This window comes from Arcticibacter sp. MXS-1, from assembly GCF_041902385.1.
Classification (GTDB): Bacteria; Bacteroidota; Bacteroidia; order Sphingobacteriales; family Sphingobacteriaceae; genus Arcticibacter.
In genome coordinates this window covers 483,996-508,712 of sequence record NZ_CP169244.1, presented here as the reverse complement: position 1 = coordinate 508,712, position 24,717 = coordinate 483,996, and the positions used below count along the sequence as shown (strand labels likewise).

Here is a 24,717-nt window from a genome sequence, read left to right as displayed (position 1 = left end):
ATATTACTTACTACTTATTACTTATTACTTATTACTTACCACTTACTACTTACCACTTACCACTTACTACTTACCACTTACTACTTATTACTCACGACACACAACCCGCCACCCTCACCTAAGTCCTCAAACCCGTTCGTTTTTAAGGTATTCACCCATGAGGGTGAAGTTTACGGTATGCCTCAGTACCTTGCTGATGGCGGCCTGGTATTTCGCCACGTCCTGCCATTCCACATCCACATAGAAGTTGTACTCGTTGCGTCTGCCCAGTACAGGCATCGACTGGATCTTGCTCAGGTTCACCTCATGCTCGGCAAAGATGTTGAGCACATGAGCCAGAGAGCCAACTTCATTGGTGGTCTGGAAAGAAAGCGAAGCCTTGTTCGCTTCCGGAATGTCCGTTTCCTTATGATCGGTGAGGATCAGGAAACGCGTATAGTTCTTTTTGTTCGATTCAATCCTGCGTTCCAGGATCTCCAGGTCGTACAGTTTAGCCGCCAGCTGGTTGGCAATAGCTACCGTATCTGTCAGCTGCTCCTCCCTGATGCGCTTGGCGCAGGCAGCCGTGTCGGTACTCTCCTTTACGTTGAGGTGGGGGTACTCGTCGAAGAAGTCAATGCATTGCCTGATGGCAATGGGGTGCGATTCTACGTTTTTGATCTGCTCAAACTTCACTCCCGGAAGTGCCAGCAGGTGAAGCTGGATCCTCAGGTACACCTCGCCGATGATCGAAAAGCGGTAGTCGCGCAGCAGGGCATAATTTGGCAGGAGACTTCCGGCGATGGAATTCTCAATGGCCATCACCACGTAGTCTGCCTTCTTCCCGCGTAAGGCGTCGCAGGTTTGTTTAAAGGAATTGCACTCGATCGTCTCGATGTCATCTCCAAAGAATTTTAACGCTGCTTCTTCGTGGAAGGAGGCCCTGATGCCCTGAATAGCTACTCTTTTCTTGTTCATGGTCAAAAAAAAGTCCCGGCTTTGTGTGCCGGGACTTTATATATCAGTTTCTTGAGTCAAAACATATCAGTCCCGGCTTTTACCTAAAGTAGTAAAAGTAACCGAACCAATATGTGCTGATGTTTGTCATTCTGTTGCTTAACGAAACCAAATATACGCGTATAAAATTAACTGTCAAGAGAAAAAGAAAAAACATTCGTGAATTGTGCATTCCTAAACGGACCAGGAGCTGATTAAATCTTCTTTACGGCTTCGAAACATAGCGAGGTAATTTCATTTAGATACTTAAACCGTTGATTATGCCAATAAAATGAAGATTCTTTATAAAGAACATTAAGGCGCGGTGCTCACAGAACGGCACTGAATCTGGCTGAGTGTTATCGGCGACTTTTAAACTTAGTTAAGATCCCATTTGGCCCTTTTAAAACAATTAATCCTCTTATTAAAGCAATAGGCCTTCGACTTAAAGCAATAGGCCTTCGACGAAAATATTCATGAGCTGTTCGCACAAAAAGGGGATGAAGGTCCTTAAGGATCTATGTGGCCATTTAATGGCAAAAAGACGTTCACAACAAATACTCAGGAGCTGCGCTCGCAAGGGAGGATGAATTCGGCTAAATGTTCTTTCAATAAAGATCGGCACTTTTTCAAAATACCGGCCCCCTGGCAAGGAACAACCTGCTGTTGCCAATGACCACGCACCGGCAACAGAGCTCTCGCTAGACCGTTATAGAACGATAATAATCGAGGCTCTCCACAATCTGTTCTTCGCTCAGATAAATATTGTAATCGCACGCTCCAATGGTCTTCAGCAGTGCAAAACCGATATTGCCATTGGTGTTCTTCTTATCGTTGCGCATAAATTCAAGCACTTCGTCGTAAGAAGCGGTCTTTAAGGGATAGTCAGTATACACCGAACGGATATAGGCCACAATCTCCTGCAGCTCCTGTTCGCTCAGGTTATTATGTTTAAACGAAAGATACGCCTCGCAGATCATGCCCACAGCAATCGCTTCCCCGTGAAGGAGCGGATTGCTGTAGTTCATCAGCGAATACGTTTCCACGGCATGCCCGATGGTATGTCCAAAGTTCAGCGTCTTGCGAAGCCCCTTCTCAAATGGATCAGCGGTTACCACCTGATTTTTGATCTCAACAGAGCGGTAGACTATTTCAGCAGGCATATTTTCCAGGGGTACCTGCTGAATCCGGTAGTAATAATCGCGATCGGCAATGAGGCCGTGTTTAATGATTTCAGCAAAGCCGGAGCGCAGCTGACGCTCATCCAGGGTTTTCAGGAATTCGGCAGAGATGATCACCGCCTTAGGCTGGGCAAAGGTGCCGATGATGTTCTTGATGCTGCCCAGGTCAATGCCCGTCTTACCCCCAACTGAAGCATCTACCTGCGAAAGCAGGGTGGTAGGGATCTGTATGAAATCGATGCCGCGCTTAAAAGTGGAAGCGGCGAAGCCTCCCATATCGGTAACGACACCCCCGCCAAGATTAATGAGAAGGCTATTGCGGTCGGCGCCAAAGTCGAGCAGCATACGCCATACGCCAATGCAATAATCAATGTTTTTATTTTCCTCGCCCGGATCCACTTCAATAATGTCGTAGTCTTCCAGATCAGGCAGGTATTTGCCGATCAGCGGCATACAATGCTGCGAGGTGTTGAGGTCGGTGAGAAAAAAGACCTTTGAATACTGCGACTCGTCAAGCAGTTTTTTTAGTTGCTTCAGGCTGTCATCAAAGAAAACAGCATATCCGTTACTCTGTATGGGCTGCATCACTATTTAACGATAATCTTATGCCGGTCAAACTCCACAATGTCGCCTCTTTTCACTTTCAGACGCTTTCTGTATTCCACTTCTCCGTTGCATTTAACCTCCCCCTCTGACACCACGATCTGTGCTTCACCTCCTGTCTGTACCACGTTGGTGGCCTTCAGCAACTGGATCAGCGGAATAAACTCTCCGACCAGATGAAATTCTATCATACGACAAACCTACATAAAATCAAGTTCAATTTTTCATAATTTAGCCAGATGACACAGGGTAAATCAGAAGTACAGACGGGAAACCTGAAGGTTCCCAATTTCAATAATACCGAGATCGCCTTCAGAGGAAAATCGAAAGAAGATCTCAATCGTGCTTACTGGCTATTCAAAATCATCAGCAGCAATTTTCTGACTAAAGTTGGCCCTGGGCTCACCAATAGCGCTATAAAAATGGGATTGCCGGTAATCCCGCTGATCAAGAAAACCATTTTTGCACAGTTCTGCGGGGGGAGACGATAGAGGAAAGTGATGGCACGATTGAACAGCTGGCAAGGGGAGGAGTAGGGACTATTCTAGACTACTCGGTAGAAGGCGAACAGGACGAGAAGAGCTTTATTCAGACTACCGAAGAGATCCTTTCGATTATCCGCAAGGCAAAGACCGATCAGCGCATTCCGCTCACGGTATTCAAGCCAACCGGTATTGCCCGTTTCGGCCTTCTCAAGAAGGTTACAGCTAAAGAGACACTGAGTACCGCCGAACAAGCCGAGTATTTTAAGGTGAAAGCCCGTGTGAACCAGATCTGTCGCCTGGCCTACGAGCTTGAAGTACCCGTTATGATCGACGCCGAAGAAACCTGGATACAGGGAGCAATAGACGATATGGCCATCGAGATGATGCGCCAGTACAACCGCGAAGAGGCAATTGTGTACAATACCTACCAGCTCTACCGCAATGACAAGCTTGCTTCCCTGCAGGCCGATGTTTACCTGGCCGAGACCGACGGATTTATCCTGGGAGCGAAACTTGTAAGAGGGGCTTATATGGAAAAGGAAAGAGAACGGGCACAACGCCTGGGCTATCCTTCACCTATTAATGACAGCAAGGAAGCCACTGACCGTGAGTACAACGAGGCGCTCCGATTCTGCATTCAGCATATTGAGCACACCGCTTTCGTAGCGGGCACCCATAACGAGCAAAGCTGCCGCCTGCTGGCCGAACTGATCAATCAGTATGGCCTGGCACATAACCATCCCCATCTGTATTTTTCACAATTATTGGGGATGAGCGATAACTTGAGTTTTAATCTGGCAGATGCAGGATATAACGTCACTAAGTACGTTCCCTACGGACCGGTGAAGGCTGTGCTGCCTTATCTTTTCAGACGCGCTCAGGAGAATACGTCTATTGCCGGGCAGACAAGCCGGGAGCTGAACCTCATCATCAGGGAAAAAGAAAGACGCCGGGCTTAACTACTCCGGCGTATTCAGTTTCTTTAACAGTTCTTCGGATATATCGTCAGAGTAGACCCCGTAACCATTTACAAATACTCCCTTTACGTTGTATTTGTCTGCACTGATGGCATATACGATGGAGTTGTCGCCAGGATCTGACATGCCCTCAAAGCGGTATATCGCCTTAATGCTAAAGTCCTCCGGTTGCAGTACTATATTTTCCGTACTGTTATGCAGCACGCCGTTAGCCAGGTTAAAGTCGAGGGTGTAGCCTTGTTTCTTTAAGCCGTCCAGGGCTTCCACCAAAGTTTGATAGTTTTCCATACCCGTTTAACAATGCTTCTCCGGCTTTTGTTTAAGACGTCGGGCCATCTTCGGAACGCAGAGCACCGTCTCTGGCGTCTCCTTCAAACCCGGGAAGAATATGTAGATGGAAAGCACGGCGCTTGCAAAAGACGACACTTTCAGTCTCTTTCCAACCCGGGAAGAATAAGTAGAAGGAAAGTACGGCGCTTGCAAAAGACGACACTTTCAGTCTCCCTCCAACCCCGGAAGAATAAGTAGGTGGAAAGCACGGCGCTTGCAAAAGATGGCACTTTCAGTCTCCCTCCAACCCGGGAAGAATAAGTAGAAGGAAAGTACGGCGCTTGCAAAAGACGACACTTTCAGTCTCTTTCCAACCCGGGAAGAATAAGTAGAAGGAAAGTACGGCGCTTGCAAAAGATGGCACTTCCAGTCTCCCTCCAACGCGGGAGTAATAAGGATCTCCGGGCTCTTTCTGTGCTTTACTTTTCCAGCAATCCCGACCGGTAAAGAAACTTTTCCAGTGAATCCTCCCGAGTCATCAGGTGAGTGTGGAGACCCAGTTCCTGCGCCGTTTTAAGATGCTGCGGACTATCATCAATGAAAAGCGTCTCGGCAGGATTGAGCTTGTTCTCGTTCAGCACCAGGTCAAAGATCTCCCGGTTAGGCTTGCGCATACGCACCAGGTGCGAGTAATACACCTTCTCAAAGAACATGTCGTTCGACTCTATCTGATATTCCTTTTTCAGGTAGTCAGTGATATAGTCGAGATGGATCTCGTTGATGTTACTGAGCAGGAAGGTACGGTAGCGCTCCTTTGCCTTCAGCAGAAGTTCGTGGTTGACGGGCGGCACTCCGATAAGGAGACTCGTCCACGCCCCGTCAATATCTTTGTCGCTTAGTTCCGGTCTTCCGGTGATGCGACGGATCCCATCGCGAAACTCTGCAGAAGAAATATTGCCCTGCTCAAACTCATCAAAGAGCGGATCATGGCCGGCATGAGCAAAGAAGCGGTCGACGTTCTCAATCCCCAGTTCGGTGAACGTATGCTGCGTTTTGAGGAAGTCGATCAGGAAGATCACATTCCCGTAGTCGAAGATGATATTTTTGATATGCTTCATGGAGCAAATGTAAGAGCTGCGGCCGTAATATTTTTGCGATAATCTTTTGGCACATACACTAAAAGTCAGCCTGCCGGTTAACTTTGTTTTATGGAATCTCTAAGAAAAATTTTAGCAAGCGTTTGTGTCGCCCTGTTATTCACTGCATCAGGGTTTGCACAGGGAGTCAAAACTCCGGCTGCCAGTCCCACACAGTCCATCACGCAGGATTTTGCCCTGTCGAACATCTCGGTCACGTACTCCCGTCCGGCTGTTAGGGGCCGTTCGATCTTTGGAGACCTGGTGCCTTACGGGGAGGTGTGGCGTACCGGTGCTAATTCACCAACAAAAATAAAGTTTGGAGAGGATGTAACGGTAAACGGCAAAGCTGTTCCCGCGGGAGAATATGCCTTGTATTCTATTCCCGGCAAAGATCAATGGACCTTCATTTTAAGTAAGAAGCTTACCCTGTGGGGATCCATGGGATACTCTGAAGCCGATGATCTGGTGAGGTTTACCGCTGCTGCTCAACGGCTCCCATTCAGTATTGAGAATTTTACTATTCTTTTTGCAAATCAGACGAGCAACTCCGTCGACATACAACTGCTGTGGGCAGATGCAATGGTAGGCTTTAATGTGAAGGCAGACATTGATCAGAAGATCCTTGCTTCCATTGACTCGGCCATGAAAGGCGAAAAGAAGCCTTATTTCCAGGCAGCAAGCTGGTATTACGAGAAGGGTCTCGATTTAGATAAAGCACTTAGCTGGGTGAATGAAGCAGTTAAGGCACAGCCTGATGCCTACTACATGGAGCACCTGAAAGCAAAGATCCAGTTGAAGAAGGGTGATAAAAAAGGTGCTATCGCCAGTGCTACCAGTTCAATGAAAAAGGCGGAAGCGCAAAAGAATCCCGACTATGTGGCTTTAAACAAGAAGCTGATCGCAGAAGCGGGCAAGTAAGCGTCTCCATAGCCGCCAAATGCGGCATGTCCGAGTGTTATCTGACATAAAGCGGCCCCCTCAGAAACTGGAGGGGGCTTGCTTCCCCGTTCGGTTTAATGAAGCCAGGGAGGGATTACTGAGCCCCATAATCGGTTTGCTGCTTCTTCTCGGCGTGCCCTTAAGTTTGCGCCCGCTGGCGCTCTCTTAAAAAGTATCCTCTTGTCTTTAAAAGCTGGAGGAGTAATTGGGATCGGCTAGCTACCTTTTTCCAGTATCCTGCTGCCTTGCGCAAGATTATCTATACCACCAACCCCATCGAAAGTTACCATCGGATGGTGCGAAAGGTAACTAAAGCCAAAGGAGCATTCCCTTCGGAAGAGGCCATTCTCAAGCAAATTTACCTAGCCACTATAAACGCCAATGCCAAATGGCAAGGTGAAATGTTTGCTGTCTCCTGTTCGTTTTTGCTTTGTCCCAGGTTAGTTCCCAAGCAATCGTTGCTTCGTCGGTTGGCCGCGGCCTGGTCGTCCCTGCATCGTCGCTTGGCTGTCGTCTGGCCGTCCCTGCTTCGTCGGTTTTCCGTCGTTTTTTCGTCGGTTTGCCGTCTTTTGTTCGTTTTTGCTTCGTTCCATGTTCGTTCCTGAACCGTCCCTGCTTCGTCGTCTGGCCGTCGTTTTTCCGTCGCTGCTTCGACGTTTTTTCGTCGTCTGGCCGTCGTTTTTCCGTCGCTGCTTCGACGCCGGGTTTGCATCCGGTAAAAAAACAGACGAATAACCGTCAGTCCAGGTACGACTCAGGTAAGAGTGTGGTAATCCTCAGCTTTCCAGGTGAAGCGCTCAGGTCGCGTACGGCACCTTGCCTGGCGAAGCTCTGTTTGCCGGGCAAGCACCTCCATGTTGAGGGCGGAACGCTTCTGATCACATCGCACAGCTCCCTCGTTGAGTGTGCCAAACAGCGCCAAACAGCACCAAATAGCACCATTTGGCACCGCCGTGCAGAATTTACACCGGTTCCGCTTAGTTTTGTTCAACGTCCTCTCTGCTGCCGCAAAAAGCACACGGAGCAGGCATCGTTTTGAATTAATATCGTATGGTTATTTGTTAAAATAGATGTATGGAAACACTCCGGTTCTTTATAGTTTCATCGTGAATTGGAAGCGAGTGGTGGCAAGGCTAAGAATCTCATTTTGAAAGAACTCATGACATGGATTAGAAATATGAAAATGCGAACGCTCTTTTTGCCGGTTGTAATTTGGCTGGCGCTGGCTGTGGGCTGTGGCCATAGCGCGATGGCTCAAAATGGAGATCAGATACTGGACGGGATCGGCGAAACAGAAATGATTGCGCGCTATGTGTTCAACGGCGATGTAAAAGACTGGTCGAGAAATAATTTGCATGGCCGGTATCAAGGCGAAGGACTGACCTTCGTGAACGACGATCAGTTTGGGAAGGTGCTGTCACTTTCAGGCGGCAAGAATAGTTTTGTGACCATTCCTGGGGCAGCTTTAACAGACTTAGAATCGCTCAGTATATCGGGCTGGATCTGCCTCCGCTCAAAACAATCAGGTCAGTACTTTTTTGATTTTGGGAGAGACTCTAAGGCTCATTTATTTGTTGCACCAGCCGGAACAGGACGGGCGCAGGGCATGGAGGCCGGGATAGCAGCTGATAAAGGCAGTCTAAAGCGGGTTGAGCTGCCGGCAATAGAACTGAACAAGTGGGTTCATCTCGCTGTAGTGGCCGACGTTTCATCAAAGTCGATGATCGTTTACGTGAATGGTCGCCCTGTTGGTGAAGCAGAGGATATTCCAGGGGAGCTTGCACGGGTCTTTGGCAGGCAGGCAGGAGAACGGCAGCTGTACATTGGCCGGTCGCTGTCGGCTGCTGCCCCTTTTCTGAATGCGCTCATCCATGATTTTCGTATCTACCGTGTGGCCCTGAGCGGGAGGCAGATTGGAAGGATCTATTATAGTGCGCGAAAGGGAGGGAATGACGGCTCTGTGAATACGAGGGAGGAGCCGGAAGCAGAACTTCCGCATTTCTCTCCGGCACACGCGCAGCTGTACAATGCCTTTTTAACTCAGGTTGCTGATGTGAGGGTGGAAACAGAGACTGGTAATTTGCCGCGCTTGCCGGCTTATGTAGAGGGAACCTACAGGAACGGATTAAAAGGACCGAGGGTACGAGTGGTTTGGCCGGCGCCTGTTGACAATTCCAGCGTTGCCAATGCCGGCGAGTACACCATTACCGGGCGTGTGCCGGGAACAGATCTTCAGCCGAAGGCACATGTAACCGTTCGTGATCGGGTGAAACCGGCTGCGCCCGCCCTACAGCTCCAAGCTTTTAAGCTAAGCCAGGTGTCACTAAAGAACGACGCCCAGGGTCGCCCGACCCGGTTCGTCGAGAATCGCGATAAGTTTATCAGGACGCTGGCCCAGACTGATCCTAATTCTTTTCTCTATATGTTCAGGCACGCTTTTGGCCAGAAGCAGCCGGAAGGAGCGAAGCCGCTGGGGGTGTGGGATAGTCAGGATACCAAGCTGAGGGGACATGCTACGGGTCACTATCTCACGGCCATCGCCCAGGCTTATGCCGGTACGGGTTATGACAAGGCACTTCAAGCCACCTTCTCACGCAAAATGGAGTACATGGTTAACAGCCTCTACGAGTTGTCGCGGTTATCCGGTGAGGCCAAAGAGGCTGGCGGGCCTCACGTTGCAGATCCGGCAGCAGTGCCTCCCGGACCTGGGAAATCAGGGTATGACTCAGATTTAAGTGATACTGGTATCCGGACCGATTACTGGAACTGGGGCAAAGGATTCATTAGCGCTTATCCTCCTGATCAGTTTATCATGCTGGAAAAGGGAGCGAAGTACGGAGGTCAGAACACGCAGATCTGGGCACCGTATTATACGCTGCATAAGATCCTGGCAGGGCTGATCGACGTGTATGATGTGAGCGGAAATAAAAAGGCGCTTGAAATAGCCACGGGTATGGGCGACTGGGTGTACGGTCGCCTTAGTCAGGTGCCAGGGGATACGCTGATTAAGATGTGGAATACCTACATCGCCGGCGAGTTTGGAGGAATGAACGAATCAATGGCACGCCTCTATGAAATTACGGGGAATCAGAAGTATCTCCGGACGGCGCAGCTTTTTGATAATATCAAGGTTTTCTTCGGCGACACAGCACACTCGCACGGACTGGCAAAGAATGTAGATCTTTTCCGCGGATTGCATGCCAATCAGCATATCCCACAGATCGTAGGCAGCATCGAAACCTATCGTGCTTCTCGCAATCCGGAATATTACAAGGTGGCCGACAACTTCTGGTATAAGGCAGTAAACGATTATATGTACAGCATTGGGGGAGTGGCAGGGGCCCGGCATCCTGCTAATGCCGAATGTTTTGTGGCCCAGCCCGCCACCCTGTATGAAAACGGTTTCTCAGCAGGGGGCAGAACGAAACCTGCGCCACATACAATATGCTGAAGCTGAGCAGCGACCTCTTTCTCTTTGACCAGCGGGCTGAGTATATGGACTATTATGAGCGGGGCTTATATAATCACATCCTCGCTTCGGTAGATAAGGACAGCCCTGCAAATACCTACCATGTGCCGTTAAGGCCAGGGTCGGTTAAGCAGTTCGGCAATCCGGATATGACCGGTTTTACCTGCTGTAACGGCACCTCTATCGAAAGTAATACCAAACTGCAGAATTCCATCTATTTCAAAACGAAGGATAGTCAGGGGCTTTATGTAAATCTGTATATCCCGTCGACGCTAGACTGGACTGAGCGTAATGTAAGGATAGAGCAGAGCACCAATTTCCCGAAAGAAGACAATACACGTCTGGCAATTAAGGGCAGTGGAAAATTTGATGTGCATGTTAGGGTGCCAGGCTGGGCCACGGGGGGCTTTCTTGTGAAGATCAACGGAGAGGAGCAGAAGCTGAATGTGCGGCCGGGCAGTTACCTGAAAATTAGTCGCAACTGGAAGGACGGGGATGTTATCGAACTGAAGATGCCTTTCCAGTTCCACCTTGATCCGGTGATGGATCAGCAGAATATCGCGAGCCTGTTCTATGGACCGGTCTTATTAGCGGCTCAGGAGCCCGAAGCACGGAAGGATTGGCGCAAGGTTACTTTCGACGCGAAGGATATCGGCGCATCCATTAAGGGAGATCCTGCTAAACTGGAATTCACTATTGATGGTGTGGAATTCAGACCGTTTTATGATACCTATGGGCGGCATTCTGTTTATCTTGATGCCAGCTTAAAATGATATACAATGGTTCGTCTGAATTCGATACTGTCGGTTGACCCGGAATCGCTCCAGCAGCTGGCTAACAACAAGAACATTGCGCAAAACCTGATGGATGTATTCCCGCATCCCTATACCCTGGATCATGCCCGCTCTTTTCTGGAGAGGGCAGCAAAGGGCATGGCCGGTCACGTTTTTGGTATTTTTGATGATGCCACGTTCGTGGGAGTAGGAAGCGTTATTCCGAAGGAAGATGTTTATCGCCTCAATGCAGAAATCGGGTACTGGCTTGGAGAGCCCTACTGGGGAAAAGGTTATGGAACGGAGGCAGTAAAGCTGCTTACACAATACGGCTTTGAGACACTGCAGCTGATAAGGATGTATGCAGGGGTATTTGCAGGCAATACGCCTTCTATGCGGGTACTCGAAAGAGCGGGATTCAGGCAGGAAGCTATTTTACGATCGGCTGTCATCAAGAACGGGAAGGTTTTGGATCAGTACCTGTATAGTAAGTTAGCCTGAGGGTGGGCGTTTGTGATGGTGTCAGCAAGAGGCTCTGAAGATCGACAACTCTTCGCTGGGTGCTTAGAATTGGGGGGACCATAAGCGCCTTGCCGTCAGTATAGGTTTCTCATTAGTCGCATAGACTTTCCAAAATCTTTAATCACAGGAAGAGTTGTATATTCACGTTCAAATATCAGCAAATAAACCGATACCTTACACTCTCCGGGGTGATCATCCTTCTCTTACTTATTTCGATCAAACTACATGCTCAACCAGGACCTGAAGAAGCAGTAAAGCGTCTTGGTCCCAACCCTGTGTTCTTTATTGATAGCGTTAAGGTGACCCAGGCTGATCTTCAAAAGTATGATCCTCAATCAATAGCATCTGTAACTATTTTAAAAGATAGTGCCATGATTAAAAGCTATGGAGGGGAGGTTAATCAGGGAGTAGTACTGATAGAGACAAGGAATTTTGCAAGAAGAAGGTTCGTGAAGTTTTTAAAGAGTGTTTCAGCGAAATATGATAGCCTTTATACAACTAACGGAGATGATAATTCCTTCTGCTATATTCTCAACGATAAAGTGCAAAAAGGAAGTTATGAAGGAAATTTATCAGGGTTAGATGAAAAGCTATTCATCAGTTTGGAGGTTTTGTCGGCTGATGAACTGAAGAACAGGTTTGAAGTGGCTGATAAGAAGTATGGTATTTGGATCAGAGCCAATAAGCCAGAAAACCTTTATAATAAAGACAAGAAGTTGTAGCGAAAGGTATAAGCGATGGAGGAAATATTAGGAAAGCTTAAGCTTATTGACAGCGTAACCATAGAATTACCCATAGGCAGAACAGAGTTTATTGATCTCTTAAGAAACAACATAGATGAGATGCAATCAGATTTCTTTGATGTGTTTTCATCTGGCAAAAATGAGTATAAAGGAGAAGTAACGACTGAAGGGTTCGAGCTTAAAAAGAAAAGGCGGCTATTTGAGATGAACATAAATATCCCTAAAGCAGTCGGAGCTTTTGAAGAACATGGCAGTGTGTTGGTGATCAATGTGGAAATTAATGCTTTTCAAACACAGGCTAAGTTGCTATTGGTGAGCCTTGTTCTCTTCTATTCGATTTTCATATCAGTATGCTTATTCGGTGGTGATGAGTTTCCCTCGTTGCTTTTGCCCTTTATACTGCTCCATGCGTCATTCATGATAGGAGTTCCGTATTTTCTAATCAAAAGGAGCGTTAAAAGAATGAAGTATGACCTGGAAAGGGATTTATACTATTTGGCTACTAAGAAAAGGGCGGTTAGTGTTTGACCCCGGCAGGGCTGGGAAAAATACAAGGGCTATTGCTTTTGAAATGGACTGCCCCCGCTTACCGTGAGCATATACATACAATTGGAATGCTTTAGGTGAAAAACTAAGGTCAGGAAGGTAGCCGTTTGATTTTCCCGCCTATAGCAGGAGGGGTGTGAATTTTTCAGTGCTGAGGTCTAAGATAAACCCCATTCCTTTGATAAGCAAAGGGCTTTCGTTTCCTCCAAACAAGAGCTTTTACGAATTAAATCGATCGCGCCCGGTATTGGTGGACTTGCGCCGGAGCAAGATGAAATTACAAATAACAATCGTTTTAAAACCTTTTCCGCAGTTTGGCTAAGTAATGCCCCGATTTTACTACGCCAGGGAGTCGAAAGCTGATGACCTTTGCCGATATCAAAATTCAATCAATAATAAAATGAAACAGTCACAAACACCCATTATCAGCTTTAGTCCGGTTGTATTACCTGTCCCCGGCCGTCATGTAGACCTTGAAATAAAAGTTTCTGCTCCCGCAAGCGGAAATAACCTGCCTGTCATTCTTCTTTCGCATGGGCATGGCGCCTCTAACTTTCTCTCTTCATACCGGGGTTATGCCCCCGTTGTTGATTTTTTTGCAGCACAAGGGTTTGTTGTAATTCAACCTACTCATCAAAATTCCAAAGCACTCGGGCTTTCTTCATCGCTTCCTGAAGCACCCTTGTTTTGGAGTTCGCGGCCCGCAGACATGAAATTTATCCTGGATCATTTGGACGAAATTATTTCCACAGTACCAGGGTTAACAGGAAGGGTTGATAAAGCAAAGGTTGCTGCTATTGGCCATTCTTTAGGCGGCCATACCGTAGCCATGCTGGCCGGCATGGAAGTGACAGATCCCTCAACGGGTAAAATAGTGAGTTTGACAGAACCAAGGATAAAAGCACCTGTAATGATTGGCTTACCTGGCGGTCCTGAAGGATTGAACGGAGCAGCCAGACATCATTATCCTGTAATGGCGGCTTCCAATTTCAGCTCTATGGCTTTACCAGCGCTCATTGTCAACGGGGACAAGGACAAAAACCTCATGTTCTCTGATCTAGACAACTGGCGTGCCGACGCTTATTATCAAAGTCCGGGCCCGAAGGATCTGCTGACCGTGTTTGGCGCCGAACACATCTTTGGCGGCATATCAGGGTATGATGCCCTCGAGACAAGCGATGAAAATCCGGAGCGTGTTGCTTTTGTATGTGAAAGCATTCTTGCGTATATTCGGAGTACATTCGACCCGAATGATTTGAGTTGGGAGCAAGCAAAGAAAAGCCTTAACGGCGTACAGGGTGCCTTAGGCAGCATTGAAAGCAAATTATAAACGGATAATATGAAGGATGAGATGTCTAATCATAGATTCAATTCCTTATCAAGGTTGCATAAGGCGCTGGACATACCGGCACCTGTGCACCCATTGGTAAGTTTAATAAATAATGCTGCAGGGACCATTCCGCTCGAAAGACTTCCCAGTCCCCACATTTTGAATTTTTACAAGATCTCCTATAAGATGAACTTCCAGGGGAAGTTCAAATACGGGCAGCATTACTACGATTTCGATGAAGGTGGGATGTTTTTTGTTTCACCTAATCAGATCACAGGGGGCCACGCACCGCTCAGTGATCAGTCTGGTTACACCTTACTTTTCCATCCGGATCTTTTACTGGGTCACGAACTCGCCAGGAAGATTAAGGAGTATGGTTTTTTTTCCTATTCTGTCCATGAAGCCCTGCACTTATCGGAAAAAGAAAAGACCACGATCATTTCTGTTTTTGAAAGTATTGAAGAAGAATTAAAAGGCAGGATTGATAATTTCAGCCAGGATGTTGTTATTTCTCAGATCGAATTGCTGCTGAATTATGCCAACCGGTTCTACAGCCGGCAATTCATTACCCGTAAGGCGGTAAGCAGCGATCTCCTTCAAAAGGTAGAAGATATTTTACGCGGCTACTTTCAGTCGCCACACGCAAAAAAGCAGGGGCTTCCAACTGTCCAATTTCTTTCTGCGCAGCTAAACGTCAGTGCAAGTTATTTAAGCGATATGCTGCGATCACTTACCGGGCAAAATACACAACAGCACATTCATAATCACCTGATTGAAAAGGCGAAGGAACAGTTATCGACGAGCGATGCTTCGATAAGTGAAATAGCGTATGAATTGGGGTTCGAACATCCCCAGTCCTTTAGTAAACTTTTCAAGCTGAAAACCAGTGTATCGCCTTTGGATTTCAGGCGTTCTTTCAGTTAAGCATGGTCGAAACAGTTTACATACATCTGCAATTTCTTGGGGCTCTACCGGCTGCTTTTCTTTCCGGGCAACAGCGAGTGTAATCTTCCCCTAGCTAGCTACATTCAAAACTAAAGAATCCCAGTGGAAATTACTATTGTTATTATCCTGTTGTAATGTGGGAAACTCGGAGAGTTTTCCATATTTCAACAGGAACTCCACTGGAGTGAGGTGACCAAGGGACGAATGTGGCCGCACGTTATTATACATCCATGCCCAAGCCTGGGCATACTTCCTGATTTCAGCCAAACTATCAAACATGTAACTGTCCAGTACATCGGGGCGAAAGGTTCTGTTAAAGCGCTCGACCAGACTGTTTTGGGTGGGCTTTCCTGGCTGGATATATTCCCACTCAATCCCCTGGCCCTGACACCACTGGCTTAAAATGCCAGCCACAAACTTGGGCCCATTGTCAGATCGGATCTTTTCAGGCTTGCCTCTCCACTCGATTAACTGTTCCAGCTCGCGTATGACCCTTTGGGCCGGGAGTCCGGTATCTACAGCAATGGAAAGAGCTTCCCGGTTAAAATCGTCAATCACGTTAAGTGTACGGATGGTCTTACCATTAGCCAGTGTATCATGCATGAAGTCCAGACTCCAGGTAATATTGGGACCAATGGGACACACTAAAGGCATCTTAACACGAGCGGGAAGCCGCTTCTTTCTTTTGCTACGCAGATTCAGTCGCATAGCTGTATAGATGCGGTATACCCGCTTATGGTTCCACATATACTGTAACTTCCTCAGACGGTGAAACATCATCCAAAATCCCCACGTCTTGTGAAGGTCAGCCAGCAAGGATAGCTGCTCGATCACCTCAGAGTCGTCTTTCCTCTTTGCTTTATAGTAATAGACTGATGTGCTGATCATGAACAGCATACAGGCCTGCCGAAGGCTCATCCGATACGTTTCTCTGGCGTATCCAACAAGCTCCCGCTTTTCGGCAGGCCCTAGAGCTTTTTTTCGATCACATCCTTTAAAACCGTTATTTGAAGCGCCTGTTCGGCTACGATCTTTTTATACTGGGAAAGCTCTTTCTCCATCTCCTTCATCTGCTTAAGCTGGGACAGATCCATTCCAGAATATTTGCTTTTCCAATTGTAATAGGTCCCCTGGCTGATGCCATGCTCCCTGCAGATATCTGATACGCTCCTTCCGGACTCCTGTAAAGACAGGATCTTAATGATTTGTGCTTCTGTGAAAGTTGATTTTTTCATTACCCTAAATTTATAAAACTACTACATTTATTTCCGTAGCTGTTTTTAGGGAAGATTACAATTTTTTGTAATTATTTAATTTCATTACAAAATTGGAGCATTCAAGAGCAGCGGTATTTACCAAATGATAAAATCGAAATTATTTAATATTCTTCCGTATTCTGCTAAGGGATTGTTGCGTTACTCCTATATATGACGCGATGTGTGACAAAGGAATCCGGTTAACGAGCAATGGGTAATTATCAATGAACTCCGAATATCTTGTAGTAGCATCTTGTGATATTACAGGACCTTTCCTCGATTTTTGATACATACAGAGTTGCACCATTTTGTTTTTAATGTTGTCCCACCCAACGATGATTTGTGACAGTTCTTCCCAGTGTTTTTTGGAAAACACAATAAGGCGACAATCGGTAATGCACTGAAGATACTCGGAAGATGAAGCGTTTGCCTCAAACTTGACATAATCACAGACTAAGCTGTTTTCACTGATAAAACAGCGTGTAATTTCTTCGCCCTTATTATTGTAATAACAGCCACGGATAACACCCTCAACTACGAATCCAACCTGCCGGGGAATTTTTCCGGCTTCAGAAAAATATTCGTCTTTTTTTAATTCCAGTGTTTCCCCCTTACTCACGATGAGATCCAGTTGCTGTTTGTTAAGATTTCCAAACTGCAGGATGTATTGAATCAGTTCTTCCATGAATACATTCTAAAAAATATCATTTACCGGCGATAGTTAAACTTTGTCGAACTTATTCCGTTATCTCCTTCCATTTGGTCATGCGGTCTTTCATATCTTTTGTTTGACCATCGATGCTGAACGTTCCGTCACCTTTATGGTGAAATATGGGCTCTTCACTTCTGTCCTTGTTAATCCATGCTTTCACTGCGGCAACCACGAATAAATTATATTTCTTAGATAATTGCGTATTGACAACTTTACATTCAATATTAGCAATACACTGTTTGAGCAGCGGTGGTTTTACTTGTTCTCCATTCAGCCCATCTAAATTGAACGCTTTGAACTTGTCTAAATGCTCGCCACTGCAGTTCCCGATATCTACGGCTTTTTCCATTAAATCTACCCCCGGGATTGCGATAACACATTCCTTACTTTTGACAAGCGCATTATAACTAAAGTCCCATGGTCCGAGTACAAACGCAATTAAAGGCGGATCATGCTGCACCATCATGTGAAACCCCATGGTCATAATATTATTTTTACCCCGATAGCTCGTGATAACGAGCACCAAAGGTCCGGGCTCCAATAGCCGCACTACCTTATTCAGTGGAAGATCTTCCATTTCACTCTGTTTTAAAGTTCGTTCTGAGTAATTATAAATCCATTTTCACCATTGAGAGTACATAAAGATAAAGGCTATCTGCCGTTATTTTCCAAATTGCTTTATCAGACAGTGACCGCTCAGACTATACATGCAAACTTCTACAACATTATTTTATTTGGCGAATGTGCAAGGGTTGAAAGTAAGGACCCAACTACTGTGTCAGGTCCCTGCTTCCTGCCGCTTCCACTATATAAGCCCCACTTTCTGCGGCGCCAACTGCTTGAGGACGCCATAGAAATCAAAATAAGAGTCGGCCCTTATGATCTTTCCATCTTCGAGTTTGTACACATCACAAAAATTTGTTTGCATGGCGGCACCAGACGGTTCAAGCTGACCAGCAGGTGAATCGAACGTGCCCTTGTGGGTTCCGCGACCGATTCCCTGGGCGATCACGTAATCGCCCAGGCCGCTTAACACCTGGACTTCACAAGTAGCGTCAGGAAATATCCTGAACCAGGCCGCCCAAGGATCAACGATCGCATTCGTCCCCTTCACTGTAAGATCGAAAGGAACCTCGCGCCATTCGCTGTTTGGTGCACCTAGATTCTTTATATACTCCAGGTCCTTTTCGTTCACGGCTTTATATAGGCCGCGAATTATCTCAATATTTTCTTTGTTTGCCATATTCGTGAAAAGTTAATGGAAATCAGGTCGAGTTGGTGGTGTGTGACACACGAAAATGCTAAAACAGACATGCACAGTTATGTCACACGTCAACGCCCCATATGTAGATGATATTAATTACTGGATCACGACGCTCATTCCACCGTCGGCCATAACAACAGAACCTACTATAAAACTTGCTCTGTCGGACGCCAAGAATGCAACTACTTCGGCAATTTCTTCTGGTTCTGCGGCCCGCTTAATAGGTGCTTTTTTGCCATGATCGGCGAGGAACTCCCGCCCCTGGGGGTTGATCTCATTAATAAGATTGGTAACGACGTCACCAACACCGATCGCATTGATCCGTATATTATGCTCAATGGCCTCGAGCGCGCTTGTCCTGGTTAGCTGAGCCAGTGCGCCCTTTGAGGAGGCATAGGCAGCAATGGTCGGAAAGGTAAAAAAAGAGGCATAAGAGGCGATATTGACTATTGCGCCGCTCTTGTTGGGTATCATCGCTTTAAGTGCTTCCCGAGAGTGCAAGAATGCACCTGTTGTGTTCGTGTCGAATACCATATTCCATTCCTCCAGTGTAGTATCAACGGTAAGTTTGTTGACTATGCGCCCAGCGTTATTGACCAGGACGTCCAGTTGACCAAATTTTTCTATAGCAAACGCTATTACGTTTACAGCAGTCTCTTCCAGGGTGACGTCGCCGACAAACGGAAATATATTCTTGTAATCGGTTGCGAGATTTTTTACATCAGCGTTGTAATCTTCAGCTACAACCTTTGCACCCATTTCATGGAATAAGATGGCAGTTGATTTACCAATACCGCTCGCCGCGCCGGTAACGACAACTACCTTACCTTCAAATTCTGAATTTCTGTTTTTCATGATTTTGTTATATTAAGTGTCCAATGCCAATTTCGGGTACTAAACAGAAATGCTATTTACCAAATGGTAAAAAATAGTATTTAAGTATCTTTTCGTGATCTGCTTAGGTTACGGTCTTATCTGTTGGCAGCATTAAAAAATCTCCAAATAACTTTACTTCATCTTTCAAGGACTTCTTTACGATGAGCAAGGCCCCATCCCAAAGTGCATAAAGAACCTCATTTACAGATCGGCCATGTTCGGTGGCCATGTATTGAACAGTCGCCGGAATCACGGTTTTAACTTCCCGTATAACTAGCTTATTCGCCTGTAGCAATTTCAACTCTTTTGACAGGGACTTATCAGTGATACCCTGCACATCCCTGGTAATCTCCTTAAATCTTTTTCGATGGTCCCACCAGTTCACCCTCATATATCGCTCTCCAGAAACTGCCTCCGGTGGTAAGGTAATACGCTTCAATATTCAGGAGATCGGGTTGTCCCTCAAGAGTAACCGATACATTAAATTCAATTTACTGTATAGGCAATATAAAATCCAGGATCTGCAACTGATAGCTGTTATCAAGTGGTTTGATTGAGATGGAAAGTAATATTCTTTTTAATGCCACACACCTCAGCAATCTCCTTAAGATAAGCATTAACCTTCTGATTGGAAACTACCGGAAAAACGGTGTTGGTGAGTAAGCTCTTTGATTGCTTTTATATTTCTTGAGGATTTCTACCGCTTTGGGTAATAGCGGCGTGTTAACGGAATATCAGTATTCTGCCTGCAAGTTCTCACCCACATCTCACTGTAAACAGCTTCTACAATGTTATCGTGCTTCAGATTGATAGCATCTACATAAGTTAGGCTGGGGTAGCTGCCGAAAACAAAAAGATCCGAATGAGTGCTAATTGTTTTTCGTGCTTTTTAAGCAACCTACGTGCTGTAAAGTTTGACTATTAATTTATGGTTAAACGTTCATCGTTGAAAAAAAGGGCCATTTCCTCGCAGTCTCATTCCCCAAACAGTATGCTAATCTGCCGCAGCAAAGCTAACCCACGAAGAAGAAGCAGTAAAGAGCTTTTGCGGCATAAACCGCTTTGCTATTTATTCCACATTCTCTTGACTGATTTCTCTTCTTCGATTCTGGTGGCTTAGCAGATTATCACCTGATGGTTTATCCTCATAATAGCTACAGTAGCTTCGATAGTTTCCCTTCGTCCGGTAAAAACTTTCTTAACTCGTCGGGGATATGCCGGGTGGTTTTAAAAGTAGCAGCTCCCATCGCATTACTGACCGATCGAAAAGCATACTCTACAACGGTGTTAGATTTTTCCTTACACAGAATTATTCCTATGCTCGGGTTCTCATGCGGTAACTTCACTTTATCATCCAACACATTAAGGTAGAAATTAAGCTGTCCGGCATATTCCGGTTTAAACTTTCCTCGCTTCAACTCGAAAGCTACCAAACACTGCAGGTGCCGGTTGTAGAAGAGCAGATCAATAAAAAACTCCTGTCCGTCAACTTCGAGCCGGAACTGGTTTCCCAGGAAAGCAAATCCCTTTCCCAGGCCCAGAATAAACTTTCGAATATTGTTAACGATTTCTGTTTCGATGGAACGTTCATCTTCCGATCCCTCCAGCTGCATAAAGTCCCACAGATATTCATCCCGAAATACTTGCAGAGCCGTATCCTTCAAATCTTTTGAAACAGTAGCTTCGAAATTATTCGGTAGCGTCCCCTGATGCTTATACAGATTCTCGGCAATCTTAAGCTCTAAAATCGATACCGACCAGAATTGGGTTGCGGCATGTCGGATGTAAAACAAACGCTCCTCCAGGTTTTTACATTTGTTTAATAGCAGCAGATGATGCGTAAAACTGACCGAAAAGAATAAATCCACATCACTTTGCAATTGTGCAGTCGCCGACTGCACAATTCGAAAATCAGTTATTTGTGCAGTCGCTAACTGCATAAAGTAGGTATTCATATAGGCTTCAGCAAACTGCTTCATATTCATCAGGTTCCTGCGAGAGAATCCTCTCAGTCCGGGAAGCTCTTTTTGCAGATCTAAAGCCAGTTGACCTATTATTTTTGCACCCCAATTTTCTGAAGCGACCCTCTCAGACAATTTTATGCCTGTACTCATATAAAGTTTTAGGAGCTCCCGGTTAGCCAACCTTGAAGCTTCATACCGGCTGTGAACTATGTTCTGCTTTAATTCCCTGATTAGCTGCAGATACGATTGATTTTCTTCCATACCACTATCCTAATTTGAGGCGAAGCTTAGCCATGTCATCACTTATTTTCTTTTCCAATACACGGGCATAAATCTGAGTAGTAGCAATTTTTGTATGCCCTAGCATCTTGCTGACGGTTTCAATGGGAACACCGTTGGAGAGAGTTACCGTGGTTGCGAAGGTATGTCGCGCTACATGGAACGTTAGGTTCTTTTTAATCTCGCAGATATCGGCTATTTCTTTCAAATAGCTGTTGACCTTCTGATTCGACAAAGAGGGAAACAATTTCCTATTTGCTATCGCTCTGGGATCATCAGCATATTTTTGCAGGATGGACTGAGCTTTGGGTAGCAAAGGAGTGTTTACTGGAGTCAGAGTTTTTTGGCGAAAGGTCTTGATCCATCTGCCGTTATCAATACCTGTAATAATGTGATCGGAGGTAAGATTCATCACATCCACATAGGCCAATCCGGTATAGCAGCAAAAGACAAACAAATCTTTCACCATATTGAGACGGTCCACCATGAACGATTTTTTCTCAAGCTTCTGAAGCTCCTTCTCCGTAAGGAAGTCTTTCTCAATCTTCTGGTATTTAAACTTATAGTTTTTAAACGGGTCATTTTTAATCCACTCCAGTTTTATCGCCAGGTTCGTTAGCTTCCGCAAACGGATTAAATGCTTCATCACGCCATTATTATTCATTGGTTTTTGATGATCAATAGGCTTATGATTCCTCAGGTAGCATTCGAAGTCTACAACAAACTTATAATTGATCTCATGTAGAAAGATGTCCTTCTTTTTGAACTGGCCTTGCAGAAATTTTTCTAAATACCGTTGAGTAACATAATAGTGCTTCAGAGTGCTCCATTCCAATACCGTTTTGGCCTGCTCGTTATGATAGATGATCAATCTGTGAAGTGTATATTCCGGGTCTCCATTTCCCAGGAAAGCATCTTTAAACGTTTCCATCGAAATAATTCGGCCTTTCGACTGCAAGTCCTGATAGCAGTCCCGTACCTTCATCCGGACGTCTTCGAGATACTCGTTGATTTTTCGACCTTCAGCAGAGGTCCTTTTGCCGGAACCTCTGTCTTTGTCCCAATGCTTAACCTCCACCTGGTAGTTTTTCAGAGAGATATAGCTTTTCTCTCCATTGATAACCAGTCCTAAGTGAACCGGAGCCATGCCGTCTTTCATTTTGTCGGAGCGTAACTTGAAATGAACCCCGAATGTGCTTGTTGTTTTCATAATCTTATTTGATACGTTTTCATACTCTTTGGCATTCGGCACCTGAAAACAGGTACCGGACAGCCGTATCAAACAGGCGCAAAACGGGTCAAATTATCGCAATTTAAACCCATGCAACTCTCTTTTTTACAGATAGTTACACCATGTTAGAGTGCCTCAAAAGTAAAAACTAAAAAGAGGTACTCTGATAGGTACCAGACAGATAGGGAAACTTTGGGAAAGATTGGTAGGCGTTAAAACAGAAACGCCCGTAAATCAGATAATTTACAGGCGTTTGATCCTCTTTGGGAGGTGCTTTGGTGCGCCCACCTGGGCTCGAACCAGGGACCAAAAGATTATGAGTCTTCTACTCTAACCGACTGAGCTATAGGCGCTGCTTAAAACTATTTGTTTTTTGCGTGTGCAAATGTACTTAATCGTTTCTATTTCTCAAAAAAGTATTCAAAAAGAATGGAAAAGGGGGACGGTCCTTGAGCGAAAGGCGTGTGCGCATTCACCGCGAAACAAAATGTACCCGAACAGTTTGACGCGAACTTGCGGTACTTAATGTTACTTGAAGCCTATGCCTGAGCCCGGTGCTCCTTTTCCGCTTTCATAATAGTTGTTGGTGCTTTCGTCATTTTTGACGTCAATTTCAAAGGAGCCCTTCGTCGTCGAAAACAGGACATATCTGACTACAGGGATCCACAGGAAAGGAAGAAGCCAGGTCAGAGCAATATGAAGGACCTTCTGTCCTCGCGATAGCAGAGGAGAAGTGCATATCTTCACCGTATATCTGATAACGAATAACAGATAGACCAGGATGATAGTTAATATGAATATAAGCTTCATGATCGGGACGATGCATCTTCCTTATTTTCCCCTTTCGTATTCCAGGCTGGCCAGAATAAAAGGCCCGATTGCTTTGCCTTCATTCCCGGTAACGCTTACATCTTTCCCGCAGAGGTAATAGTTGACGGTTCCGGTCCTTGACTTATCCTTTGCGGGCCCAAGGCCTGCAGATGCACAAGACTGGATAATGCTGATTTGCCCGTTGTTGCCCTGCCGGATGAAGCTGCTTACCAGGCCCCGGTATGCTTTCCTGGCAATCGGAAGATACGTGCTTTTGTCGAGGATACCCAGACGCACTCCTTTAAAATAGGCATACGTGAACATTGACGATGCCGATGACTCAAGGTAGTTCGCCTTATCGCATTGATTGAAAGTCTCTGCTGCAAGCACATCCCCCTTGTTGTCCGCTTTTTTGGAGCCGTCATATTGCAGAAGCTGATACCAGCAACCGCTTTGCTTGTCCTGATAGCGCGCCAGTCCCGCAGCAACCTGATTCAAAATGCCCGATAAAGCTGCATAATCTTTATGGTCTTTCGGCATCACTTCCAGCACGTCTGCCAGCGCCGCAAAATACCAGCCCATCCCGCGTCCCCAGAATTCAGGAGAGGTACCTTTGTAAGGGCCGTTCTTTTTTGCCCAGAAGGAATTCTCATCTTCCGGAGCGGCACTCCAGCCATGATAATTCAGCTGCTTCTCACGGTCATACGTGAACTGATTGATTGTCTTAAACTGCAGGGCGATATCATCCCACGATTGCTGATTGTCTGCCTCGCCGGTTTCCGTACCAAAAACGCCCTGCCATTGCGCATACAGTGCCGGACCCATGTACAGGCCGTCAAGCCACATCTGGTTAGGGTATTGAGCCTTGTGGAAGAAACCGCCCGCTCCTGGCAGTGAAGCAGCAATGCGGCTATGCTGGTATTTGAGCTTGTTTCGTAAGAAGGTCGCACAGTTCTTATAGCGGTTAGCCTCGGCCGTATTTCCCTTCTTAAGCTCAGTTTGATAGAGTGTAAAAAGGATCTTTCCCGCTGCCAGGTCATCAATATTGCTCTTGCCGACTGCTACTGTATCCTGTCCTTTTAAACAAAAGTCGGCATAAGCCTTTACTGCCTTATAGTATTCTTCCTTTTGGGGATATTGCTCCCAGGCTTTCATTACGCTGAAAGCTACAAGTCCGGGTACGTAGTCCCAGTGTGCTTTGGCCAGCTCCTGTTCAGTCCGGTTGGTGTAAAAGCTTTTCAGAGCACGACCCTCCACCATTTTTTGCGAATAAAGGCGCTCCTGCTCCAGCTTTTTAAGCGGAGTGCTGCAGCTGGCGAGAATACAGGCAAGAAAGAAAAGATATTGTTTCATTATTGATTCAAATTAATACTTTTTGACTGAGCAGGAAAGAAACATACAAGGACTTTTTCCCTCGCCGAACACCGT

The 24,717-nt window shown here is 46.0% G+C and carries 25 protein-coding genes, 1 tRNA gene and 1 pseudogene; 11 read left to right on the top strand and 16 right to left on the bottom strand.

The features are described 5' to 3' along the window. Positions 1–126: 126 nt before the first annotated feature. The 3 genes from ACES2C_RS02020 to ACES2C_RS02010 form a co-directional block, all read right to left on the bottom strand. The gene (locus ACES2C_RS02020) at positions 127–957 is read right to left on the bottom strand and encodes a prephenate dehydratase (RefSeq protein WP_374165356.1); all 831 of its coding nucleotides are present in this window, start codon (positions 955–957) and stop codon (positions 127–129) included. A 719-nt stretch (positions 958–1,676) separates the two neighbouring features. Further along, positions 1,677–2,741 (bottom strand): 3-dehydroquinate synthase, encoded by a 1,065-nt coding sequence (gene aroB, locus ACES2C_RS02015; RefSeq protein ID WP_374166893.1) that lies wholly within the window; start codon positions 2,739–2,741, stop codon positions 1,677–1,679. Positions 2,742–2,743: 2 nt separating this feature from the next. Next, positions 2,744–2,950, bottom strand: a complete 207-nt coding sequence (locus ACES2C_RS02010) for an RNA-binding S4 domain-containing protein (RefSeq protein ID WP_374165355.1) — start codon at positions 2,948–2,950, stop codon at positions 2,744–2,746. 48 nt (positions 2,951–2,998) lie between these two features. Here ACES2C_RS02010 and ACES2C_RS02005 point away from each other — a divergent pair, with 48 nt between their 5' ends. Both ACES2C_RS02005 and ACES2C_RS02000 read left to right on the top strand, forming a co-directional pair. After that, the gene (locus ACES2C_RS02005) at positions 2,999–3,250 is read left to right on the top strand and encodes a hypothetical protein (protein WP_374165354.1); all 252 of its coding nucleotides are present in this window, start codon (positions 2,999–3,001) and stop codon (positions 3,248–3,250) included. Next, entirely contained in the window at positions 3,187–4,203 is a 1,017-nt protein-coding gene (locus ACES2C_RS02000; RefSeq protein ID WP_374166892.1) for a proline dehydrogenase family protein, read from the top strand. The genes ACES2C_RS02005 and ACES2C_RS02000 overlap by 64 nt, the downstream gene beginning before the upstream one ends. On the opposite strand, the gene ACES2C_RS01995 is transcribed toward ACES2C_RS02000, so the two are convergent. After that, the gene (locus tag ACES2C_RS01995) at positions 4,204–4,509 is read right to left on the bottom strand and encodes a phosphoribosylpyrophosphate synthetase (protein WP_374165353.1); all 306 of its coding nucleotides are present in this window, start codon (positions 4,507–4,509) and stop codon (positions 4,204–4,206) included. 461 nt (positions 4,510–4,970) lie between these two features. Beyond that, positions 4,971–5,609: an HAD family hydrolase gene (locus ACES2C_RS01990; RefSeq protein WP_374165352.1), complete on the bottom strand. Its 639-nt coding sequence runs from the start codon at positions 5,607–5,609 to the stop codon at positions 4,971–4,973. A 90-nt stretch (positions 5,610–5,699) separates the two neighbouring features. Here ACES2C_RS01990 and ACES2C_RS01985 point away from each other — a divergent pair, with 90 nt between their 5' ends. From ACES2C_RS01985 to ACES2C_RS01945, 9 genes and pseudogenes are all read left to right on the top strand, one after another. Further along, a complete protein-coding gene (locus ACES2C_RS01985) occupies positions 5,700–6,548 on the top strand; it encodes a DUF2911 domain-containing protein (RefSeq protein WP_374165351.1) in 849 nt (282 codons plus the stop codon). A 197-nt stretch (positions 6,549–6,745) separates the two neighbouring features. Then, a pseudogene (locus tag ACES2C_RS01980) lies at positions 6,746–7,174 on the top strand (transposase); the annotation flags it as partial. Between the two features lie 578 nt (positions 7,175–7,752). Then, positions 7,753–10,020, top strand: a complete 2,268-nt coding sequence (locus ACES2C_RS01975) for a beta-L-arabinofuranosidase domain-containing protein (RefSeq protein ID WP_374165350.1) — start codon at positions 7,753–7,755, stop codon at positions 10,018–10,020. Further along, positions 10,014–10,811, top strand: a complete 798-nt coding sequence (locus ACES2C_RS01970) for a beta-L-arabinofuranosidase domain-containing protein (RefSeq protein WP_374165349.1) — start codon at positions 10,014–10,016, stop codon at positions 10,809–10,811. The genes ACES2C_RS01975 and ACES2C_RS01970 overlap by 7 nt, the downstream gene beginning before the upstream one ends. 6 nt (positions 10,812–10,817) lie before the next feature. Next, positions 10,818–11,312 (top strand): GNAT family N-acetyltransferase, encoded by a 495-nt coding sequence (locus ACES2C_RS01965; RefSeq protein WP_374165348.1) that lies wholly within the window; start codon positions 10,818–10,820, stop codon positions 11,310–11,312. Between the two features lie 209 nt (positions 11,313–11,521). Next, a complete protein-coding gene (locus tag ACES2C_RS01960; RefSeq protein WP_374165347.1) occupies positions 11,522–12,055 on the top strand; it encodes a hypothetical protein in 534 nt (177 codons plus the stop codon). 15 nt (positions 12,056–12,070) lie between these two features. After that, entirely contained in the window at positions 12,071–12,604 is a 534-nt protein-coding gene (locus tag ACES2C_RS01955) for a hypothetical protein (RefSeq protein WP_374165346.1), read from the top strand. Between the two features lie 418 nt (positions 12,605–13,022). Further along, positions 13,023–13,952 (top strand): alpha/beta hydrolase family protein, encoded by a 930-nt coding sequence (locus ACES2C_RS01950; protein WP_374165345.1) that lies wholly within the window; start codon positions 13,023–13,025, stop codon positions 13,950–13,952. Positions 13,953–13,973: 21 nt separating this feature from the next. Next, positions 13,974–14,876: a helix-turn-helix domain-containing protein gene (locus tag ACES2C_RS01945; RefSeq protein ID WP_374165344.1), complete on the top strand. Its 903-nt coding sequence runs from the start codon at positions 13,974–13,976 to the stop codon at positions 14,874–14,876. Between the two features lie 90 nt (positions 14,877–14,966). On the opposite strand, the gene ACES2C_RS01940 is transcribed toward ACES2C_RS01945, so the two are convergent. The 11 genes from ACES2C_RS01940 to ACES2C_RS01890 form a co-directional block, all read right to left on the bottom strand. Continuing rightward, positions 14,967–16,132 (bottom strand): IS3 family transposase gene (locus ACES2C_RS01940; protein ID WP_374165343.1). Its coding sequence is split into 2 segments (ribosomal slippage): positions 14,967–15,880 and positions 15,880–16,132, totalling 1,167 coding nucleotides; the frame shifts between segments, so codons are not numbered across the junction. Positions 16,133–16,271: 139 nt separating this feature from the next. Further along, positions 16,272–16,838, bottom strand: a complete 567-nt coding sequence (locus ACES2C_RS01935) for a Crp/Fnr family transcriptional regulator (protein WP_374165342.1) — start codon at positions 16,836–16,838, stop codon at positions 16,272–16,274. A gap of 52 nt (positions 16,839–16,890) precedes the next feature. After that, positions 16,891–17,442, bottom strand: a complete 552-nt coding sequence (locus ACES2C_RS01930) for a flavin reductase family protein (protein WP_374165341.1) — start codon at positions 17,440–17,442, stop codon at positions 16,891–16,893. A gap of 228 nt (positions 17,443–17,670) precedes the next feature. Further along, positions 17,671–18,108: a nuclear transport factor 2 family protein gene (locus ACES2C_RS01925; RefSeq protein ID WP_374165340.1), complete on the bottom strand. Its 438-nt coding sequence runs from the start codon at positions 18,106–18,108 to the stop codon at positions 17,671–17,673. 117 nt (positions 18,109–18,225) lie between these two features. Beyond that, a complete protein-coding gene (locus ACES2C_RS01920; RefSeq protein WP_374165339.1) occupies positions 18,226–18,984 on the bottom strand; it encodes an SDR family NAD(P)-dependent oxidoreductase in 759 nt (252 codons plus the stop codon). Between the two features lie 103 nt (positions 18,985–19,087). Further along, on the bottom strand, positions 19,088–19,396 hold the full coding sequence (locus ACES2C_RS01915; RefSeq protein ID WP_374165338.1) for a winged helix-turn-helix transcriptional regulator: 309 nt from the start codon (positions 19,394–19,396) through the stop codon (positions 19,088–19,090). Positions 19,397–20,159: 763 nt separating this feature from the next. After that, positions 20,160–21,230, bottom strand: a complete 1,071-nt coding sequence (locus tag ACES2C_RS01910) for a YhcG family protein (protein WP_374165337.1) — start codon at positions 21,228–21,230, stop codon at positions 20,160–20,162. A gap of 4 nt (positions 21,231–21,234) precedes the next feature. Beyond that, a complete protein-coding gene (locus ACES2C_RS01905; protein WP_374165336.1) occupies positions 21,235–22,458 on the bottom strand; it encodes a site-specific integrase in 1,224 nt (407 codons plus the stop codon). Between the two features lie 297 nt (positions 22,459–22,755). Then, positions 22,756–22,832: transfer RNA gene (locus ACES2C_RS01900), tRNA-Ile, on the bottom strand. A gap of 175 nt (positions 22,833–23,007) precedes the next feature. Then, a complete protein-coding gene (locus ACES2C_RS01895; RefSeq protein ID WP_374165335.1) occupies positions 23,008–23,289 on the bottom strand; it encodes a hypothetical protein in 282 nt (93 codons plus the stop codon). A 21-nt stretch (positions 23,290–23,310) separates the two neighbouring features. Continuing rightward, positions 23,311–24,642 (bottom strand): glycoside hydrolase family 105 protein, encoded by a 1,332-nt coding sequence (locus ACES2C_RS01890; protein WP_374165334.1) that lies wholly within the window; start codon positions 24,640–24,642, stop codon positions 23,311–23,313. Between the last annotated feature and the right edge of the window lie 75 nt (positions 24,643–24,717).

Bases quoted from the DNA above. Each gene is read 5' to 3' on its own strand.
- ACES2C_RS01975 (WP_374165350.1), top strand. From the start codon at position 7,753: ATGCGAACGCTCTTTTTGCCGGTTGTAATTTGGCTGGCGCTGGCTGTG.
- aroB (WP_374166893.1), bottom strand. From the start codon at position 2,741: ATGCAGCCCATACAGAGTAACGGATATGCTGTTTTCTTTGATGACAGC.
- ACES2C_RS01890 (WP_374165334.1), bottom strand. From the start codon at position 24,642: ATGAAACAATATCTTTTCTTTCTTGCCTGTATTCTCGCCAGCTGCAGC.
- ACES2C_RS01995 (WP_374165353.1), bottom strand. From the start codon at position 4,509: ATGGAAAACTATCAAACTTTGGTGGAAGCCCTGGACGGCTTAAAGAAA.
- ACES2C_RS01905 (WP_374165336.1), bottom strand. From the start codon at position 22,458: ATGAAAACAACAAGCACATTCGGGGTTCATTTCAAGTTACGCTCCGAC.
- ACES2C_RS02010 (WP_374165355.1), bottom strand. From the start codon at position 2,950: ATGATAGAATTTCATCTGGTCGGAGAGTTTATTCCGCTGATCCAGTTG.
- ACES2C_RS01935 (WP_374165342.1), bottom strand. From the start codon at position 16,838: ATGGAAGAACTGATTCAATACATCCTGCAGTTTGGAAATCTTAACAAA.
- ACES2C_RS01985 (WP_374165351.1), top strand. From the start codon at position 5,700: ATGGAATCTCTAAGAAAAATTTTAGCAAGCGTTTGTGTCGCCCTGTTA.
- ACES2C_RS01930 (WP_374165341.1), bottom strand. From the start codon at position 17,442: ATGGAAGATCTTCCACTGAATAAGGTAGTGCGGCTATTGGAGCCCGGA.
- ACES2C_RS01945 (WP_374165344.1), top strand. From the start codon at position 13,974: ATGTCTAATCATAGATTCAATTCCTTATCAAGGTTGCATAAGGCGCTG.
- ACES2C_RS01920 (WP_374165339.1), bottom strand. From the start codon at position 18,984: ATGAAAAACAGAAATTCAGAATTTGAAGGTAAGGTAGTTGTCGTTACC.
- ACES2C_RS01950 (WP_374165345.1), top strand. From the start codon at position 13,023: ATGAAACAGTCACAAACACCCATTATCAGCTTTAGTCCGGTTGTATTA.
- ACES2C_RS02005 (WP_374165354.1), top strand. From the start codon at position 2,999: ATGACACAGGGTAAATCAGAAGTACAGACGGGAAACCTGAAGGTTCCC.
- ACES2C_RS01955 (WP_374165346.1), top strand. From the start codon at position 12,071: ATGGAGGAAATATTAGGAAAGCTTAAGCTTATTGACAGCGTAACCATA.
- ACES2C_RS01895 (WP_374165335.1), bottom strand. From the start codon at position 23,289: ATGAAGCTTATATTCATATTAACTATCATCCTGGTCTATCTGTTATTC.
- ACES2C_RS01970 (WP_374165349.1), top strand. From the start codon at position 10,014: ATGCTGAAGCTGAGCAGCGACCTCTTTCTCTTTGACCAGCGGGCTGAG.
- ACES2C_RS01910 (WP_374165337.1), bottom strand. From the start codon at position 21,230: ATGGAAGAAAATCAATCGTATCTGCAGCTAATCAGGGAATTAAAGCAG.
- ACES2C_RS02020 (WP_374165356.1), bottom strand. From the start codon at position 957: ATGAACAAGAAAAGAGTAGCTATTCAGGGCATCAGGGCCTCCTTCCAC.
- ACES2C_RS01990 (WP_374165352.1), bottom strand. From the start codon at position 5,609: ATGAAGCATATCAAAAATATCATCTTCGACTACGGGAATGTGATCTTC.
- ACES2C_RS01925 (WP_374165340.1), bottom strand. From the start codon at position 18,108: ATGGCAAACAAAGAAAATATTGAGATAATTCGCGGCCTATATAAAGCC.
- ACES2C_RS01915 (WP_374165338.1), bottom strand. From the start codon at position 19,396: ATGAGGGTGAACTGGTGGGACCATCGAAAAAGATTTAAGGAGATTACC.
- ACES2C_RS01965 (WP_374165348.1), top strand. From the start codon at position 10,818: ATGGTTCGTCTGAATTCGATACTGTCGGTTGACCCGGAATCGCTCCAG.